12 protein-coding genes are annotated in these 17215 nt (G+C 72.2%); 7 read left to right on the forward strand and 5 right to left on the reverse strand.

Going from position 1 to position 17215, the window contains the following annotated elements; genetic code table 11:
- Nucleotides 1-91: 91 nt before the first annotated feature.
- A complete protein-coding gene (locus AC3EQ1_RS03760) occupies nt 92-739 on the reverse strand; it encodes a hypothetical protein (RefSeq protein WP_432092778.1) in 648 nt (215 codons plus the stop codon).
- 449 nt (nt 740-1188) lie between these two features.
- Nucleotides 1189-2019 (reverse strand): nucleotidyltransferase domain-containing protein, encoded by an 831-nt coding sequence (locus AC3EQ1_RS03765; protein WP_432092779.1) that lies wholly within the window; start codon nt 2017-2019, stop codon nt 1189-1191.
- Nucleotides 2020-2350: 331 nt separating this feature from the next.
- On the opposite strand from AC3EQ1_RS03765, the gene AC3EQ1_RS03770 reads away from it, so the two are divergent.
- A complete protein-coding gene (locus AC3EQ1_RS03770; RefSeq protein ID WP_432092780.1) occupies nt 2351-4354 on the forward strand; it encodes a glycoside hydrolase in 2004 nt (667 codons plus the stop codon).
- A gap of 130 nt (nt 4355-4484) precedes the next feature.
- Here the strand turns inward: AC3EQ1_RS03770 and AC3EQ1_RS03775 are convergent, their stop codons facing one another.
- Nucleotides 4485-5777: a PAS domain-containing protein gene (locus AC3EQ1_RS03775; RefSeq protein WP_432092781.1), complete on the reverse strand. Its 1293-nt coding sequence runs from the start codon at nt 5775-5777 to the stop codon at nt 4485-4487.
- 342 nt (nt 5778-6119) lie between these two features.
- Between AC3EQ1_RS03775 and AC3EQ1_RS03780 the strand changes: the two genes are divergently transcribed.
- From AC3EQ1_RS03780 to AC3EQ1_RS03790, 3 genes are read left to right on the forward strand one after another with little or no spacing between them, the layout of a single operon-like run.
- Nucleotides 6120-7508, forward strand: a complete 1389-nt coding sequence (locus AC3EQ1_RS03780; protein WP_432092782.1) for an ATP-grasp domain-containing protein — start codon at nt 6120-6122, stop codon at nt 7506-7508.
- The gene (locus AC3EQ1_RS03785; protein WP_432092783.1) at nt 7505-9517 is read left to right on the forward strand and encodes a PEP/pyruvate-binding domain-containing protein; all 2013 of its coding nucleotides are present in this window, start codon (nt 7505-7507) and stop codon (nt 9515-9517) included. Before AC3EQ1_RS03780 ends, AC3EQ1_RS03785 begins: the two co-directional genes overlap by 4 nt.
- Nucleotides 9518-9525: 8 nt before the next feature.
- Nucleotides 9526-10842 (forward strand): MFS transporter, encoded by a 1317-nt coding sequence (locus AC3EQ1_RS03790; protein ID WP_432092784.1) that lies wholly within the window; start codon nt 9526-9528, stop codon nt 10840-10842.
- A gap of 39 nt (nt 10843-10881) precedes the next feature.
- On the opposite strand, the gene AC3EQ1_RS03795 is transcribed toward AC3EQ1_RS03790, so the two are convergent.
- The gene (locus tag AC3EQ1_RS03795; RefSeq protein WP_432092785.1) at nt 10882-11607 is read right to left on the reverse strand and encodes a DUF305 domain-containing protein; all 726 of its coding nucleotides are present in this window, start codon (nt 11605-11607) and stop codon (nt 10882-10884) included.
- A gap of 94 nt (nt 11608-11701) precedes the next feature.
- Nucleotides 11702-12253, reverse strand: a complete 552-nt coding sequence (locus AC3EQ1_RS03800; RefSeq protein ID WP_432092786.1) for a DUF6153 family protein — start codon at nt 12251-12253, stop codon at nt 11702-11704.
- Between the two features lie 606 nt (nt 12254-12859).
- On the opposite strand from AC3EQ1_RS03800, the gene AC3EQ1_RS03805 reads away from it, so the two are divergent.
- The 3 genes from AC3EQ1_RS03805 to AC3EQ1_RS03815 all read left to right on the forward strand — a co-directional run bounded on the left by AC3EQ1_RS03805 (nt 12860) and on the right by AC3EQ1_RS03815 (nt 16893).
- Entirely contained in the window at nt 12860-13306 is a 447-nt protein-coding gene (locus tag AC3EQ1_RS03805) for an ANTAR domain-containing response regulator (RefSeq protein WP_432092787.1), read from the forward strand.
- A 415-nt stretch (nt 13307-13721) separates the two neighbouring features.
- Entirely contained in the window at nt 13722-13937 is a 216-nt protein-coding gene (locus AC3EQ1_RS03810; RefSeq protein ID WP_388861259.1) for a DUF6480 family protein, read from the forward strand.
- A gap of 724 nt (nt 13938-14661) precedes the next feature.
- Nucleotides 14662-16893, forward strand: a complete 2232-nt coding sequence (locus tag AC3EQ1_RS03815; RefSeq protein WP_432092788.1) for a family 2 encapsulin nanocompartment cargo protein terpene cyclase — start codon at nt 14662-14664, stop codon at nt 16891-16893.
- Nucleotides 16894-17215 lie beyond the last annotated feature (322 nt).

The raw sequence follows: 17215 nt of genomic DNA on the forward strand, positions 1-17215 counted from the left end.
GGTGGTCACAGATTGAGCCGATAGTCCCACCGGGCATCGTCACCTGTCGTTCTGTGCGTCTGGGGACGTTCAGGACAGTGCCGGGGCTTCGTCACTTGCATGCCCCTTTCTCCGTCCGGACCATCGTGGTCCTCCAGACGCCCTCGTCGGTCCTGCTCAATTCGGTCCGGTACAGCACGAAGGCATCGTCGGCGGGAGTGTCGGTGACCTCGCCGGTCTTCATGTCCTTGGTGGACCCCTTGCCCTCGTCCACGCAGTAGGAGAGCGTTCCGGAACCGTCCGGGCCAATACGGGGCTGTGGCTGGAAGACGCGTCCCTTGCCGATCAGCGTCAGGTTCTTGTCCGTGAAGGCCTTGATCCATGTCGTCCCCGTACGCAGAGCATCACCGGTGTCGTAGAAGGTGAAGGCGTCGTGGTGCGGGTCCTGGTTGATGATCGCGCCGTACGAGGCGAGGAGCCGCTCCTTGCCGTCGTCCAGCAGCGCCTGAAGCTCCGGATCGCTGTTCTTCCAGCCTTCGAAGTGGGCCTGGAAGGACTTGGGCAGCTCGGTCTTCGGCCGCTCGCCCCTGTCCGGCTTCGCCGATGCGCCGGGGGACGCCGGGCCTTTCTCGCTCCCGCTTCCCTCGCCCGCGCTCGTGCCGGGCGAGCCATCGCCACTCTCCCCCGACCCGCAGCCGGTCAGCAGCAGTGCGGTACTTGCGGCGATGGCGACCGCAACGGGCCGGATCCGGCGCTTCACGTTGAACTCCTGGACGGTATGAGGTTTCTGAGTGGCCCACCGTAGTCACGGTGCAGAGGGGTCTACCGAACGGCTCCTCCAGCAGACCCTGGCTGATCCGCCGGATGGGACCTGGCGGTCAGGCGCTCGAAAACCAGATTCCGGCTGAGCGGCAAGCTCTCCGGCGACTTTACTTTCATGCTCAAGCGCTGAGACACCCTCGGGACCACGGGCCGGTCCGGCATGATCCGCAGGACAGGCCCCGGCTTGGCCCTGTCGTCACACTCCCGTCTGCCCCGCGAGCCGCTCCGCAGCCCGCTCCCCCGCCGTCCGGCAGGCTCCACCCCATGGGCTTCGCCGACCAGCTCAGCGGCCTGTCGTGTTGGTGCTCTGCAGGACCGGGGCCGCCCGGCTGAGGCTGCTGCCCGGCTGAGGCCGTCGGATGGTCCGGTGGCCCCAGCCGGATTCGGTCAGCGAGAGTCGTTGAGGAGGCTGCTGATCCGTTCGTGCAGGTCGTTCGGGAGGTGGATGGTCCAGCGGTCAGCCGCCTCGGTGACCAGGTCCCGACTCCAGTGCCAGCTGTTGCGCGCCGCCATGCGCACGTTGTGCTGACGGGCGACAGCCGTGGTGGAGACGTAACGGTCCAGGTCGGCGGCGGGCAGGTCCTGTTCCACCGCGCGACTCGGGGTGAGCCAGTGGGCCGTGCTGTCCCGCAGGAGGCGGCAGAGCTGGAGTTGCTGGGGGGCGATGACGGTGTGGAGCAGGGCGTGGGCGCGGGCGACTTCGCCCCGCGCCAGGACGTGGGCGAGCATGAGCGTCCAGTTGGCCAGCTCGTCGGTGAGCTGCCGGGCCGTCGTGGCCGGCTCGGGCGGACGGAAGCCGGCCAGCTGCCGGGCTGCCGGGGTCAGTCGGCCGGTGCGGTCGAGCAGGACGGCAGCCTCAGGATGGGGAAGGTGCACCATCCCTTGCCACGTGGGCACTTCGTCGATCCCGGGGCCTGCCGCGGTGAAGTGGAATTCGCCGCGCATGAGGTCGTCGAAGACCACTGCGAGGATGCCGTACCTGTTGGTGTAGGCGAGCTCGAGTGGCGCGAGCTGCTCGAGAAAGGCCGGGCCGTCGAAGTCGGCGAGATGCTCATCCTGGACATAGAGATACGCCTCGATGTCGGAATGGGCGTCGGCCTCGCCCAGGGTCCACGACCCGTAGAGCAGTACGCCCTCCAGGCGGGAGTCGGCATGAGCGAGCTGCCGCAGGCGCGTGATGCGGTCGTCCAGAGCGGGGCAGGCAGAGTGAACGGACATGGTGGGGTCGATGTCTCCTGAGGTGAGCGTGCGGGCACGCTGACGGAGCCCGGCACCTGCCGGGCGGATGTCTGTGGACCGTGCGTCCGCTCAGGAGAAGTTGCCCATGTATCGAGAGTGTACGGGACGTGCTCAGCCGCTGAGGCGGCGAGAGCAGAGCAGGGGCCGTGATGCCGGCGCATGCGAGGAAGCGTTCGGCCCTGTGCTCGTAGCGGCGGTGCAGGCGGCGGCATCCGGCCCGCCGGATCATGGCCCTCTCGATCGTCCAATAACGGGGACAGTTGAAACGTCTCTTAGAGGCTTCTTAAGCCCCGTCGATATTCATGTCCCCATGCCTTCCACCACTGCACAGCACGGCCGTCCGCGCCGTCGGCGGGCCGTCCCGGCCGTTGCCGTCGTCACCGTCCTCGCGGCCACCGCCGCCTGCTGGACCGCCGCGGCGGGGCCCTCGGAGTCGCCCCGCGTCCGGGTCCACGGCGACCTGGTCGACATCCCCGTCAAGGGCGGCACCGCCACCGTCGACACCACCACCCTGCGGGTCGACGCCCGCACCGACCGGGGGCGCCTGCGGCTGTCCGCGCCCTCCGCGACGGCACCCGGGTCCCCCGGCCGGGTCACCGCCACCGGCGCGGGCGCGCGCTGGACCTACCCGGACAAGGGGCTCACCGTCACCGCCCGCCCGGAGCGCGGGCGGCTGCTGATGACGGTGCGCGCCTCCCGGGACACCGAGCTGAGCTGGCCTGTCACCGGCACCGACCGGGAGGTGTCCGCCGTGCAGTTCCCGCGCGGCGAGGGGCTGTCGGTGCCCGTCACCGACCGGTTCTGGAACTCCGCCGCTTCCGAACTCCCGGGCAGCGAGGTCGAGATGGACTCGGGCCTGACCATGCCGCTGTGGGGCTACACGGCGGCGGGCGGGCAGGGGGTCAGCTATCTCACGCCCACCGACATCGGCACCACCCTGCGCTTCGCCTCCCGCGGCGGGCGGCTGCACACCACCAGCACGCACCACTTCTCCCGGGCCGCGGACACCCGCAGCTACACGGTGGCGCTCTCGCTGACCGACGGTTCTCCTGTCGCGCCCGCCGTGGACTACCGCAACTGGCTCTCCGAGCACGGGCGGCTCGGCAGCCTGCGTCGCAAGATGGACGAGAATCCGGCCGCCCGGAAGCTCCTCGGGGCCTTCCACTCCTACGGCTGGGGCGAGGCGCGGCGGAAGACCGGTGTCGAGCGGCTGCGGGCGCTCGGGGTGTCCCGGATGTGGCTCGGCTACGACGCCGACAGCAGCCCGATGGACGCGGCCGCGGTGCGCGCCGCCCGCAAGGCCGGGTACCTGGCCGGGCCGTACGACTCGTTCGCCAACGGCCAGGACCCGAAGACCTCCGACGCGCCCACCTCGACCTGGCCGGGCCGGGTGTACCCGGACTTCTGTGTCACCAAGGCCGACGGCACGCCCCAGTCCGGCTTCCACGACCGCGGCTGCTACCTCAGCAGCCAGGCGTTCGAGCAGGCCGAGGGGACGCGTCACCACCTCGCCGACCGGACCCGGTCGATGGTGGCGAACGGCTCGGACAGCTACTTCCTTGACGTCGACGCCGCCGGTGAGCTCTTCCGGGACCACAGCGCGCGGCACCCGATGACCAAGGCGCAGGACCGGGCCAACCGGATCGCCCGGATGAAGCGGCTGTCGGACGGCCGGAAGCTGGTGCTCGGCTCGGAGAGCGCGGGGGCCTGGGCGAACGAGGTGCTGGCGTTCGACCATGGCAGCGGCACCCCCGTGTCCGACGGGCTGTGGGCGGTGCAGCGGGACAAGCAGAAGTGGGGCGGTTACGCCCCGGCGAACGCCCCGGCCACGTTCTTCAAGCCCGCGAAACTGCCCGCCGCGCTGGCCAAGGCCATGTACGACCCGGCGTACCGGGTCCCGCTCTACGAGACCGCGCTGCACAGCTCGGTGGTCAACGCCGAGCGCTGGGAGCTGTCGTTCGACAAGCTCCCGGAGCAGAAGAGCACCCGTGCCCTGCTGGCGATGCTCTACAACACCCCGCTCAACTTCGTGCTCGACGGACCGTCACTGCAGCGGAACGGCAAGGAGCTCGCGGCACTGCAGAAGTACTTCGCCCCGCTGCACCGCGCCGCCGGCACCGAGCGGATGACGTCCTTCAGGTATCTGACGGACGATCACCGGGTGCAGCGCACGGTGTTCGGTGACGGCACGCTGACCGTGACCGCCAACTTCGGCACGAAGCGGCACGCCGGGCTCCCGGGCGGCTGTGTGGACGCCCGGCTGCGGGGCGACGACGCACCGCGGCGGCTCTGCCCGCGTGATGTGGTGAGCTGACGCCCCGCCCTTCGGATCGGGCCCCGGGCCATCGGGCCTGATCCAGAGGATGGGGAACGGCGAACCGCCGGGCGGGGACCGCACCCACGGCCCCCGCCCGGCGGCGTCATGTCGCTCTGCCGTCACGGCGTCACGCGGTGCTCAGCCGGTGGTGCGCGGTGGCCGAACGCGGGGGCCACGCCTGGGGATCGAGGATGCCCAGGACGTAGGCGCGGCCGACGAGGGCCGGCCGGGTGGGCGCGCCGAGCAGCCGGCGGAGACGGCTGAGGTGGTAGTCGACGGTCTGCCGGGACAGATGGAGGGAGGTGGCGATCTCCGCGTTGCTCCGGCCCGCCGCCAGCAGCGACAGGATGCGGATCTGCGCCGGGGTGATCGCCGGCAGCGGCTGGTGCGGAAGGCTCTGGCTGGTCAGCACGGCCCACACGGTCCGCGCCCGGGAGAGGGAGCGGCCCACCGGCACCAGGTGCAGGGTCGCCCGCCACTGGTAGCCGCGCGCGTCCACGAAGTCGGCGCGGGTGCGTAAGCGGCGTCTGCGGCGGGCTATCAGATCGTCCCAACGTCCGTGCAGGGAGGTCAGGTCGACGCCGGGCGCCAGGAACTGGTGTGCCGGTTTCCCGATGAGGTCGTGGGCGCTGACGTGGAGCAGATCGGCGGCGGCCGCGCTCACCTGCCGGATGCGTCCGCCCGCGGAGAGCAGGGCGCACGGCAGCCCGCTCTGGTCGCGCAGCGCCTGGAGGTCGGCCTCGGCGGCGAGGCGGCCGCGCAGGGCCCGGGTGTAGTCGGTGATGTCCGCGTAGATCCCGGCCACGCACGCCCCCGAGGCCTCCTTGACCGGGAACCGGTGGCCCACCGCCTGGCCGGGGGTGCCGTCGGGGTGGTGGTAGGTGAGGCTGTGCCGGACCGGTTTGCCCGCGGACAGCACCTCGCGGTCCAGCGCGAGGAACAGGGCCGCGTCCTCCGGGGAGTCGACGTCCGTGACACTGCGGCCGACGATGGCGTCCGGTGTGGTGTCGTAGAGGTGCGCGTAGGCGTGGTTGACCCACAGATAGCGGCCCTGCCGGTCGCGGATGAAGGCGGCTGCGGGTGCGAACGCTGCGAACGCGTCGTACCGCCGGCGGTCGGCGACATGGGCGCTGATGTCGACCGCCAGCCCCCGGATGCCGGTCTCCCCGCCGTCCCGCCGCTCCGGGCCGGCGGTCACCTCGAAGATCCGGCCGCGGAACTGGGCCTGGAAGTGGGCGAATCCGTCCGTGGAGCGGACCGCCCGGCGGCACTCCTCGCGGACGGTGTCGAGGAACTGCTGGGTGACGCCGGCGTCGTCGAAGGCTCCGCCGCCGCTGCTGACGAGCCGCATCGACGCGTCGGTTTCCCACCAGGACACGGGCATGTGCGCAAGAAGCGAGCTGAGGCCCGTCTCGTCCAAGGAGTTCCTCCTTTTGTGTGATTTCACCGGTCGGATGCTACTGCGCGGCTCCTCCATGGCTTCCACGGCCCGTAGGCCGCCATGCCCGGCGGGGAGCCGTCACCGGCCCCGCACCGGGTTCGTTCCCTCTCGCGAACCCCGCCGCGCCGCCGGTGAGTTCCGGCGCCGCGTGGCCGCGGGAGGTCCGCCCACTCAGGCAAATGCCTGAGTGCGCGACCCGCTCTCCGGCATGTACCCACCGCTGTCGACTGATTCGCTTGAGTAGTCGGACTGCGAACGGGTCTTCGCCAGAAGGTCTTCGGTCCGTCGACGTACCTCCCGGTCGAAGGAGTCGGATTCCTCATGAGCACGGTGCTGTTTGTCCACGCCAAGGGCGGACCTCCGCTGGAGTACGCGCTGTCCAAGGTCGCCGCGAAAGCACAGGTGCACCTGCTCGCGCTGAGCGAGCTCCCCGCTTCCTCCAGGGAGGCCTGCACCCGGATCTGCGCCTCCGTCAGCTCCTCACCGCCGCAGGACGGGCAGCGGGACCTCGTCGCCCTCATCGTGGACCGGGCGCGGGCCGTCGGGGCGGACGCGGTGACGACGTCCTCCGAGTACGCCGTGGTCGCCGTGGCCGACGCCTGTGAGGTGCTGGGCTTCGCCGGTCCGGGCACCTCCTGCGTCCTGGCCCGGGACAAGCGGCTGATGCGCACGGTGTGGCGGGACAAGGGGGTGTCGCAGCCCCGGTTCCGCGCCGTCGCCTCCGCGGCGGATCTGCACGAGGCCGCCGAGTCCCTGGACTTCCCGATGCTGCTCAAGGCGGCGTGGAGTGCCGGTTCGACCGCCCACCAGATCCTCCGGTCGCCGCAGGACGTCGATCCGGCCTGGTCCCACGCCCGCCGGGTGATGACCGAGTCCGAACAGCTGGGCTACGCCGAACTGCACGTCGCGAACGCCGGTGAGGACTACATCGTCGAGGAGATCGTGCAGGGCACGGCGGAGGACTGGTTCGACGAGCCGGGCTGGGGCGACTACGTCAGCGTCGAGGGCATCGTCGCCGACGGCGAGTACCACCCGGTGTGCCTGAGCGGGCGGATGCCGACGGTGGAGCCGTTCACCGAGCGGGCCTGCATCACCCCGGTGCCGCTGCCCCGCTCGGTGCAGGAGGAGATCGTCGCCCTGGCGCGGGCCGCGGTGGACGCGCTGGAGCTGCGGAACTGCGGCACCCACACCGAGATCAAGCTCGGCCCGGACGGGCGGATGTGGGTCATCGAGACGGCTGCCCGCTTCGGCGGCGCCATGACGGTGCCGCAGATCGAGGAGGTGTTCGGCGTCGACCTCATCGGGATGCTGGTCGACCATCTGCTGGGCCGGGAGGTCGCCTGGCCGCCCGCCGTGCTCACCCCGGACGAGTCGCACCACGCCGCCGGTTCGCTGGTCGTCCTCGCCGTGGACTCCCAGGGCACGCCCTGGCCGGACCGGAGGGTGTGGGACTCCGGCCTGGACTGGCCGGCGCTGGTCAGCGAGGGCAGCCGGCTGTCGGTGGTGACCGAGAGCTCGCTGCCCGACGGCACCGTCGTGCCGGTGTACGACCCGGCCGCGGGCGCCAACACCATGGCCGCCCTGTGCCTGCTGGCGGCCGTCGACCCGGTCACCGTCATCCGGGACTTCGAGGCCCTGGTGGACGCCCTGCCCAAGGTGCTGCCCGCCGCCGGGGAGACCACCACGCGTGACGAGGAGGGCCGGCGATGACGAGCATGCGCACCTTCGCCGAACCGGCGGGCTCCGCCGGCGCGGACGGCACGGTCGTCGGCGAGAACCTGTCGCTGCCGCTGTTCCGCAGCCTGTCCGGGGTACTGGCCGGACACCCGTACCTGAAGGTCGTGGTGGACCGGCAGGAGCAGACCTGGCACCTGCTGGACACCGCCGTCCACCCGTTCCACGTCAACTATGTGGCCACCCGGATCCTCGGCATCGACCTGGACGCACTGGACGCCCGGCTGGACGCGTTCAACGCCTCGGTCTACACCGATCCGCAGCGCCGGTTCCTGCTGGGCATCCTCTCCCTCCACACGGACGAGGACGCCGACGGGAACCAGCGGCCGTTCCTCGTCCTGGAGACGACCGAGGCCGACACCATGCACGGCGAGCTGCTGGAGGAGTTCTACACCTTCATCCGGGCCCGGCTCGACGGGCGCCTGCCGTTGCTCCTCAAGCCCGCCAACCACGGCCAGGAGCACGAGCTGGCCTCGGTCAGCGACGTCCTGGTGCCGCGGATCCTCAGCCACCAGCTGTTCGGCAACCGGCGCCGGACCGCGCTCAACACCGGTGAGGCCGTGGGCCGACTGCGGTACTTCCGCAGCCCGGAGGAGTACCGGGAGGCGGTCGGCGAGCTGGGCTGGTCCGACATCGTGGCGATGGACTGCGTCCCCGACGACGTGCCCCGGGTCGCCGGCTTCATCAACGCGGCCCCGATCACCCCGCTCTCGCACACCAACGTCCTGGCGACCGGCTGGAGCATCCCGAACGCGATCGTCCGCGACCTGGACCGGCTCGTCGAACCGGACAAGCTGAACGGCGCCTGGGTGCGCTACACGGTGCGGGAGGACGAGATCGCCCTCGCCCCGCTCAGCAGCCCGCCCGACCTGGAGGTGCCCGCCTGGCACCAGCAGCGGGTGCCTCTGGAGCCGCCGCTGCTGGAGGACGCGCCGGCGCTGGCCCTGGACCGGCTGCGCCGCACCGACCAGGACCGGTACGGCACCAAGGCGGCCAACCTCGGCGAGCTGCACCACGTCCTCGACAGCCGCACCGCCGACCTGACCGCCTTCTACGGCCTCGCCCGCCCGCCGCGCAGCGACCTGTACGGCCACCTGGCCGCCCGGCTGGGCACGGCGGACCGGGACCCCGGGGCGCTGCGGGAGGCCGCGGCGGCGTTCGTCGCGCGGACGGTGACGGCGCCGGAGGGGGTCGCGCTGCCGTTCTCGCTCCAGCACCGCTTCCTCATCTCCTCGCCGGTCATCCAGCAGGCCCTCGGCAAGCTCAAGATGGCGCTGGAGCTCTCGGCCCTGGAGATGGTGGACCCGCTCTGCCTGCACCTCCAGCACCTGATCCGGGAGACGCCGCTGCCGGACGACGTCACCCGGCAGATCACCCAGGCGTTCCCGGACCACCTCGACCCGGAGCACCGGCTCGTCGTCCGGTCGTCCTCCAACGCCGAGGACCTGCCGGGCTTCTCCGCGGCCGGGGTCTACGAATCCATCACCAAGGTCCACGGCACCGACGAACTGCTGGCCGCGGTGCGCGAGGTGTGGGCCTCGCTGCTGTCGCCGCGCAGTGTGCATCTGCGGCGGCAGGCCGGGATATCCCTGGACGACACCTACATGGGCGTCATCATCCAGAGCTACTCACCGGCGGACCTCGGGGGCGTTCTGGTCACCTGCAACCCCACCAACCGCGACGACTTCCGCAACGTCTACGTCAACTGCACCCCCGGCTCGCCGGAGCAGGTCGTCGACGGCACGGCGCTGCCGCTGCAGTACCTGTACAACACGGTGGAGGGCGGCGGCCGGACGGTGGCGCTGGGCTCCTCCCGCGAGGACCTGCCGCGCCCGACCCGCGACGGGCTGGCCGATCTCGCGCTGGCCGGACGGCTGTTGCAGTCCCACTTCGGGGGCGAGGACGGCGGACCGCTCGACGTCGAGTGGCTGATGACCGCTCAGGAGGGCTTCCGTCTGGTCCAGATCCGCCCGTACGCGCTGTGAGCGGGCGGATGAACTCCGTACGCCGGGTGTTCCGGCGGGCCGAGCCCCAGAAGTCCCTGCCGGGGCCGGCCCGCCGCGTCATCGCCCTCAACAACGGTTTCCAGCTGCTGTTCAACCTGCTGTGGTGGATGCCCGTCTTCTACGCCTACCAGCGGGAGGCGGGCCTCTCCGACGCCGAGATCTTCGGTATCCAGAGCATCTACTACGTGGCGTTCTGCCTGTTCGAGATCCCCACCGGGCTGGTCGCCGACCGGATCGGGGCCCGGAACTGCCTGCGGATCGGCGCCGTGGTGATGACCGCGGCCAACCTGACCCCGGTCCTCGCCCCGAGCTACGGCGGCTTCCTGGTCCACTTCCTGGCCATCGCGGCGGGCCGGTCGCTGACGTCGGGCGCCGCCAGCGCGTACCTCTACGACGCGCTGCACGCCCATGACGCCGGGGACCACTATGTGCGGGCGGAGGGCACCTCCCGGGCGCTGGGCCTGGCGGCGAAGGTGGTCTGCTGGCCGCTGGTCGGGCCGCTGATGACGCTCGCCCACCCCGCGCCGTACCTGCTCAGCGCGGGCAGCGCCGCCGCCTCCCTCGGGTGCGCGCTGGCGCTGCCCCGGCTCGCCCCGGGCCGGGAACATCCGCCGCGGGGGCAGGCGGGCGGCCGGTTCTGGCACGACGCCGGGCGGGCGCTGCGCAGCGTCGCCCGCTCGCCGTGGCTGGCCCTGCTGATGGTGCAGGGCGTGGCGGTGTTCACGCTGTCGCGGATCTGCCAGGTCAACCTCTTCCAGCCCATCCTGCTGGCCGAGCACATCCCGGAGGCCTCGCACGGCGGGGTGCTGGCGGCCATGACGGTCGCGGAGGCCATCGCCTCGGCCCGGCCGCAGTGGCTGGGGCGGCGGCTGCGGCCGGTCACCCTGGTGTCGCTGCTCAGCGTCGCCATGGCGGTCACGCTGGCGGCCATCGCCCTGGGCGGTGCGATGACGGTGATCGCGCTGCTGTGTCTGTTCGCCGCGGCCACGGGCTTCGCGTATCCGGTCCAGCGGAAGCTGATCAACGACGCGATCCCCCGGGACGCGCCGCGCGCCACCCTGCTGTCCGTGGAGAGCATCGTCGACCGGGCCGTCTGCGCGATCGCGGCGGTGGCCGCCGGTGCGTATCTGGCGGCGGGCCGGCTGGACGCGCTGCTCTGGCACAGCGCGGTGGCCACCGTCCTGGTGATGGCCGGGGTCCATGTCGCGATGCGGCGGGCCCGGAAGCCGGGCCGGGGACCGGCCGCCGGGCCGCCGGCAGCCGAGAAGCTGCCGGCGGAGGCGGAACGGGGGGCGGGCCGCTGACCCGCCCCACCGCCGGAGCGACGGCCGGTCCGCAGATGCTCAGCTCCCGTCGAGGAGCCGCTTCATCCGCCGGATCTCGCCGTTCTGCGCGGTGATGATGTCCGCGGCCATGGCCTTGGCCGGGCCGTACGTGCCACGGGCGCGCTCGGTCCGGGCCATGGCCACCGCGCCCTCGTGGTGTTCGGTCATCAGCCACAGGAAGGCGGTGTCGAAGGCGCGGCCGGATGCCTTCCGCAGCCGGTCCATGCCCGCGTCGTCCACCATGCCGCGCATGGCGCCCCCGGGAGGCGCGGCGGTGTCCGCACCATGTCCGGTGTGGTCGGTGTCCTCCTCGGCCGGGCCGGAGCCGGTGGTGCCGGAGTGGTCCATGCCGGAGTGGTCCTTGCCGGACATCTTTCCGGGAACGCGGACGTCCCAGGCGGTCAGCCAGCCCGACAGGGTCCTGATCTCCGGGCCCTGCGCCGCCTCGACCTCCTTGGCCAACTTCTTGACCTCGGGCGACATGGCGCGGGTGGCGGCGAGGCCGGCCATCTCCACGGCCTGGCGGTGGTGCGGGACCATGCCCGTCGCAAAGGCGACATCCGCCGCGCTGTGGCGGCCCGCCGGAGCCGAAGCACTCGGCGCGGACGAGGACTTCGGCCCGGACTCATGGTGGGCGGAGGAACTGCCGGGACCCTGGGAACAGGCCGTCAGGAGGAGGGCGGTCACGGCGGTGAGAACGGCCGGCACAGTGGCGCGGCGCACCGGGAAACGGTTCGACTTCATGGAAGAACTCCTGCACTGGAGCGGGTGATCGGACATGGCGGACCGCGGCGCCGCTGCTGCCCGCGGGGGCGTACGGCGCCGTGGGTGGGCGCGTCTAGATGCGCAGGAGCTGGAGTTCGGCGAGGGACGGCGGCGCTCGGCCGCCGTGCCGCGGCCTCTCGGGGACGGAACGGCGGGCTTCGTCCGGGTGCGTCAGCGACACCGGATCGGGTCCCGGCGGCGCGAGCGCGGGCGGCCCGGCGAGGGAACCTGCCGCGCAGGTCGGATCGGCGTGGTGGGCCGGGGACCCGCCGCCATGACCGTGGCAGTCCTCGCTCGCAGAGGCTCGAGCGTGGTGGCCATGGCCGTGGCGGGCGTAGTCCTGGCGATCGTCGGCAGCGGCGCCGACGGCATCGCTGCCGTGGGCGTCACGGACGGGGGCGTCACGGACGGGGGCGTCACGGACGGGTGCGTGGCTCTCGTGGCCCTGCCCGTACCGGCCCCGGCAGTCGTCGTGCCGGGGCGCGAAGGAGGTCTCCCGGGTGGCGGGAGCTTCGGCGTGTTCGGCAGCGGCCCGGGTGGCGCGCTCGGCACCGGGCTGGATCCGCTGGTGGCTGTGGGCGTGCGCGGCAGGCATGGCCATGGCCACGGGTGCCAGGCCGTGCATCCCGAGAATCCCCACCCACAGGGCGAGAACGAGCAGGGCACGTGACCGCCACCCGGGCGGGCGCCTCGCGTACCGTCCCCGACCCGTCACGGGCCTCATGCTACGGCGCACCGGGCCGCGGCCCTTCGGCGGGCCGGGAGGGGCAGCAGGCCGGGCGCCGTGGCTCGTGACGACGCCCGGCATCGTGGCGCGTGGCAAGGGCCCCGGCATCGTGCGGGCACGGAGGGGCACGGGCTGGAAGCGGCGGGCTCCCGGGCCGTGCCCCACCGCCCACAGCCCAGCGCCGTCGGCCTCCCCGGAAGCCGCCCACGTCCGCTGTCGGCCGCGCCCGCCCACGGCCCCGACCGTGCCCGTGGCCGGATATCGCGGGCTCCCCCGGCCCCTGCGGTCCGGAGGTGGCCGGGCCGGGCGATGGATGGGACCGTTGGGATACCGGCATGCAGCGCCGAAGAGTCCGGAGCTGAAGGACCCGGAAGGGTCACTGCCCGCAGTTCCGAGGCGGCAGGCAGGCTCCACCCCGCGGTGGAGTTCCGGGGCCCTCCCCGGACTGGGGCGGTCCGTACTTCGACGGGTGCCGGGCGCAGTCTGCTGGACGGAGAACCGCGCATGAAGCATCGTTCCGAGCCCACGGCACGCCCGGCCCACGCGCACCGCACCCCGGGCTCCCTGCCGCTCTCCCCCGCAGAGGCGTCCCCGGCAGCCGCGGGACCCGGCCCCACGCCCCCGCGGACGGAGGCTCCCGCGCGCCCTGCGTCCGAGGCGGCGGAATCGGAACGGCTCCGCCAGGAGAACGCCCAGCTCAAGCAGGCGATCCAGGCCCGCCCGGTGATCGATCAGGCCCGCGGGGTACTGATGGCGACCTGCTCGTGCACGGCCGACGAAGCCTGGGCCGTTCTGCGGGACACCTCCCAGCACACCAACATCAAGCTCCGCGACATCGCCCGTGCGGTCATCGCCGGCACCCAGGGAATCCCCCCACCGGAGCCGGTGCGCACCGCCCTGCGCTTCGCGGTGCTGCGAGCCCGGGAGCGGCGGGCGAAAGGCGGGACATAGCCCCGTTCCGGTCGCCCCGTCCGGCGGCGCCCGACGGCCCGTCCGGCGGCCCAACTGCCTTCCTCGCAAGCCCACTCCGCCGCCCGCCGGCGGCCCTCACCCGAACCTGGGCGCCGCCTGCGCCCCAGCGGCCCACCCACGAGGACCACACCGCAACGGCCGGCTGTACAGCACTGCACCGCGTACGCCTGACGCACAGGGCGGCGCCGGAACGGCTGCTTTCCTAACCGGCCGACGCCTACGACCCTGCCTCGAGCAGGCTCAGACAGGAACGCACGGTACGAGTGCCGCGGCGCCGCCCGGCCAAACCCGACCACCCGCGAACGGATCACACGCCCTGCCCTTCATCGCACGCTCCGCCCTTTTTCTGGCGATCTCGAGGTGTGAAACCGCGAAGACGGCTCACTCGACAGCCATGAACGACAACGAACCGGACCCCCGGGGCCCCCGAGTGGAGCCCGGAGGCGTCGCGCCCGGCGAGACACCGCCCGGCGAAGGCAACCTCTCGGGCACCGGCCCCCGCGAGACCTACAACCCGGCCAGGGGCTGGGGCAAGGGACCGATCATCGTCGTGATGATCGTGGTCGTCCTCTTCGCCGTGTTCTACATCGTCGGCTACTTCACGCGGTGAGGACTGGACGCCGTACGGAGAGGCCGGCGGAGGCCCCGGTGAGCCCCGTCCCGTCTCCCTGAGGCCGGGGCTCCCGGACCTCCGGATCCGCGATGCCCCTCCGCGCCGGGCAGGTCCGCAGCGCGCTGGTCCATAGTGCCTCGGTCTGTAGCGCGCCCCGGTCCGCAGCGCTCGTGTCCGTAGCGCCCCGATCCGCAGCGCCCCGAGTACACAGCGGCGCGTGGCGGAGCCATGGCGGCCCGCCCGGCCGGGCGACGGTGCACTCCCGAGCGCGACCGCGCATCGCCGGACGGGACGGCGCGGGCCACACAGCACGCGCCCCCGCCGGACGCAGTTCCGGTGTACGCGGCGCCGCCGTACACAGTGCCGCAGTACACAGTGCCGCTGTACGCAAGGCCGCAGTACGCAGGGCCGCCGTCCGCAGCGCAGCCGTTCGCACCGACAGCCCTTCCCGGCCTCCGGCTCCCCCTCGCCTCGCCACGCCCCGCCCCTCCCCCATCCAACTTTCTCTGCTCATATGACTGTTGTGCTGGCCGGATGGTGGTGCGGGGGCCGGGGTAGTGCTCGACGCGCGGTCAGGGGACACGGCATCAGGGGGGGGGAGCGCAGACATGCCGTGCGGACGCGGGCCGGTGCGGATCCGCGCACCGTGCGGTCCGGCCGGGGCATCCCGCGGCGCCCGGGACCGCGCAGCACGTACCACGAACCAAGAAAGCCGGGCACCGTGACACAGCCTTTCGAACTGCCGGACTTCTACCTGCCGCATCCGGCGCGACTCAACCCGTACGTCGAGGAGGCGCGGACGCACTCCAAGGAGTGGGCCCGCCGGATGGGGATGGTGGAGGGGTCGGGCATCTGGGACGAGCACGACCTCGACTCCCACGACTACGCCCTGCTGTGCGCCTACACCCACCCGGACGCCGACGGCCCGGAACTCTCCCTGGTGACCGACTGGTACGTGTGGGTGTTCTTCTTCGACGACCACTTCCTGGAGGCCTTCAAGCGCACCCAGGACCGGCAGGGCGGCAAGGAGTACCTCGACCGGCTCCCGCTGTTCATGCCGATGGACCTGACGGCCGGAACCCCCGAGCCGGTCAATCCCGTCGAGGCGGGGCTGGCGGACCTGTGGGCGCGGACCGTGCCCAGCATGTCCCCGGAGTGGCGGGCCCGGTTCGCCGAGAGCACCGAGAACCTCCTCAACGAGTCGCTCTGGGAACTCTCCAACATCAACGCGGACCGCATCCCCAACCCGGTCGAGTACATCGAGATGCGCCGCAAGGTCGGCGGGGCACCCTGGTCGGCGGGGCTGGTGGAGCATGCGGTCGGGGCGGAGATCCCGGCCGTGATCGCCGATTCACGGCCGATGCGGGTCCTCAAGGACACCTTCTCCGACGGCGTGCACCTGCGGAACGACCTGTTCTCCTACCAGCGGGAGACCGAGGAGGAGGGCGAGCTCAGCAACGGTGTGCTGGTCCTGGAGACGTTCCTGGACTGCACCACCCAGCAGGCCGCGGACTCCGTCAACGACCTGCTCACCTCGCGGCTCCAGCAGTTCGAGAACACCGTCTTCACCGAGCTCGGTCCGCTCTTCGCCGAGCACGGGCTGGACCCGACGTCCTGTGCCGACGTCATGGCGTACGTCAAGGGGCTCCAGGACTGGCAGTCCGGCGGTCACGAGTGGCACATGCGCTCCAGCCGCTACATGAACGGCGGCGGAGCGTCCGCACCGGCCGCTCGCCCGGCCCAACTCGCCCTGGCCCCGTCCGGCCTGGGCACGTCGGCCGCGGACATCACGTCGCTGCGCGGCCTCACCGGCGCCGACCGGTTCCGCAGCTTCACCCATGTCCCGTACCAGCGGGTGGGGCCGTCGCGGATCCCCGATCTCTACATGCCGTTCACCACGACGCTCAGCCCCCACCTGAACACCACCCGCCGGGAGGTGGTCGCCTGGGCGGAGCGGATGGGCATCCTCCGGGCGCAGCCGGGAGTCCCCGGCTCCGGCATCTGGGACGAGCAGAAGCTCGCCGGCTTCGACTTCCCGCTCTGCGCCGCGGGGCTCCACCCGGACGCGACCCCCGACGAGCTCGACCTGGAGTCGGAGTGGCTGACCTGGGGCACCTACGGGGACGACTACTTCCCGGCGGTCTTCGGCAGGACACGTGACCTGGCCGGTGCGAAGGTGTGCAGCGACCGGCTCTCGGCGTTCATGCCCCTGGACGGCTCCGCCGCCCCGGAACCGGCGAACGCCCTGGAACGGGGGCTGGCCGATCTGTGGTCCCGTACGGCGGGCCCGATGGATCGGGAGGCGCGCCAAACGTTCCGCACCTCGGTCGAGACCATGACCGCGAGCTGGCTGTGGGAGCTGGCCAACCAGGCACAGCACCGGATCCCGGATCCGGTCGACTACATCGAGATGCGCCGGATGACCTTCGGCGCGGATCTGACGATGGCCCTGTGCCGGCTGGGTCACGGGCGGCGGATCCCGCCGGAGATCTACCGGAGCGGGCCCATGAAGTCGCTGGAGAACGCCGCCGTCGACTACGCCTGCCTGCTCAACGACCTCTTCTCGTACCAGAAGGAGATCGAGTTCGAGGGCGAGGTCCACAACGGGGTGCTCGTCGTCCAGAACTTCTTCGACTGCGACTACCCGACGGCGGTCGCGATCGTGCAGGACCTGATGACCTCCCGCATGCGGCAGTTCCAGCACGTCGCTGCGCATGAACTCCCGGTCCTGTACGACGACTTCGATCTGGGAGCGGAGGCGCGCGGCGTCCTGGACGGGTATGTGAAGGAGCTGGAGAACTGGCTCGCCGGGATCCTGACCTGGCATCAGGGCTGTCTGCGGTACGGGGAACCGGAGCTGCGCCGCCAGTTCCGGCCGGGGCTGCGGCTCGGGATCCCGGCGGGGCTGGGCACCTCGGCCACGCGGATCGCCCTGCCCGCGGCGCCGCGCTGATCCACGCGGCTTCATTCTGCTTCGCGCGGCGCCGCGCTGATCCACGCGGCTTCGCGCTGACCCGACCGGCCGCGTTCCGACCCGACCGGCCGCGTTCCGACATCGGCTCCGGCTCCGTTCCCAACGGCGCCCCCTGGCCCGGTCCCCACCGGCGGGATGCTTCCCGTTCGGTGGGGCGGGCCGGAGTGCCGGGGCCCTGGGCCGGCCGGTGTCAGGACCCGCGGCGGGACGCGCCGCCTTTCCGGACCGGGGCTCCACCACGGGTCGGGCCCGAGTGCGACGGTGGGTGCCGTGCCGGCCGGCTCCTCGGGCGCCGCACCGG

Source organism: Streptomyces sp. bgisy100 (assembly GCF_057709105.1).

Bases quoted from the DNA above. Each gene is read 5' to 3' on its own strand.
- AC3EQ1_RS03765 (WP_432092779.1), bottom strand. From the start codon at position 2,019: ATGTCCGTTCACTCTGCCTGCCCCGCTCTGGACGACCGCATCACGCGC.
- AC3EQ1_RS03770 (WP_432092780.1), top strand. From the start codon at position 2,351: ATGCCTTCCACCACTGCACAGCACGGCCGTCCGCGCCGTCGGCGGGCC.
- AC3EQ1_RS03780 (WP_432092782.1), top strand. From the start codon at position 6,120: ATGAGCACGGTGCTGTTTGTCCACGCCAAGGGCGGACCTCCGCTGGAG.
- AC3EQ1_RS03785 (WP_432092783.1), top strand. From the start codon at position 7,505: ATGACGAGCATGCGCACCTTCGCCGAACCGGCGGGCTCCGCCGGCGCG.
- AC3EQ1_RS03790 (WP_432092784.1), top strand. From the start codon at position 9,526: ATGAACTCCGTACGCCGGGTGTTCCGGCGGGCCGAGCCCCAGAAGTCC.
- AC3EQ1_RS03795 (WP_432092785.1), bottom strand. From the start codon at position 11,607: ATGAAGTCGAACCGTTTCCCGGTGCGCCGCGCCACTGTGCCGGCCGTT.
- AC3EQ1_RS03800 (WP_432092786.1), bottom strand. From the start codon at position 12,253: ATGCACGGCCTGGCACCCGTGGCCATGGCCATGCCTGCCGCGCACGCC.
- AC3EQ1_RS03805 (WP_432092787.1), top strand. From the start codon at position 12,860: ATGAAGCATCGTTCCGAGCCCACGGCACGCCCGGCCCACGCGCACCGC.
- AC3EQ1_RS03810 (WP_388861259.1), top strand. From the start codon at position 13,722: ATGAACGACAACGAACCGGACCCCCGGGGCCCCCGAGTGGAGCCCGGA.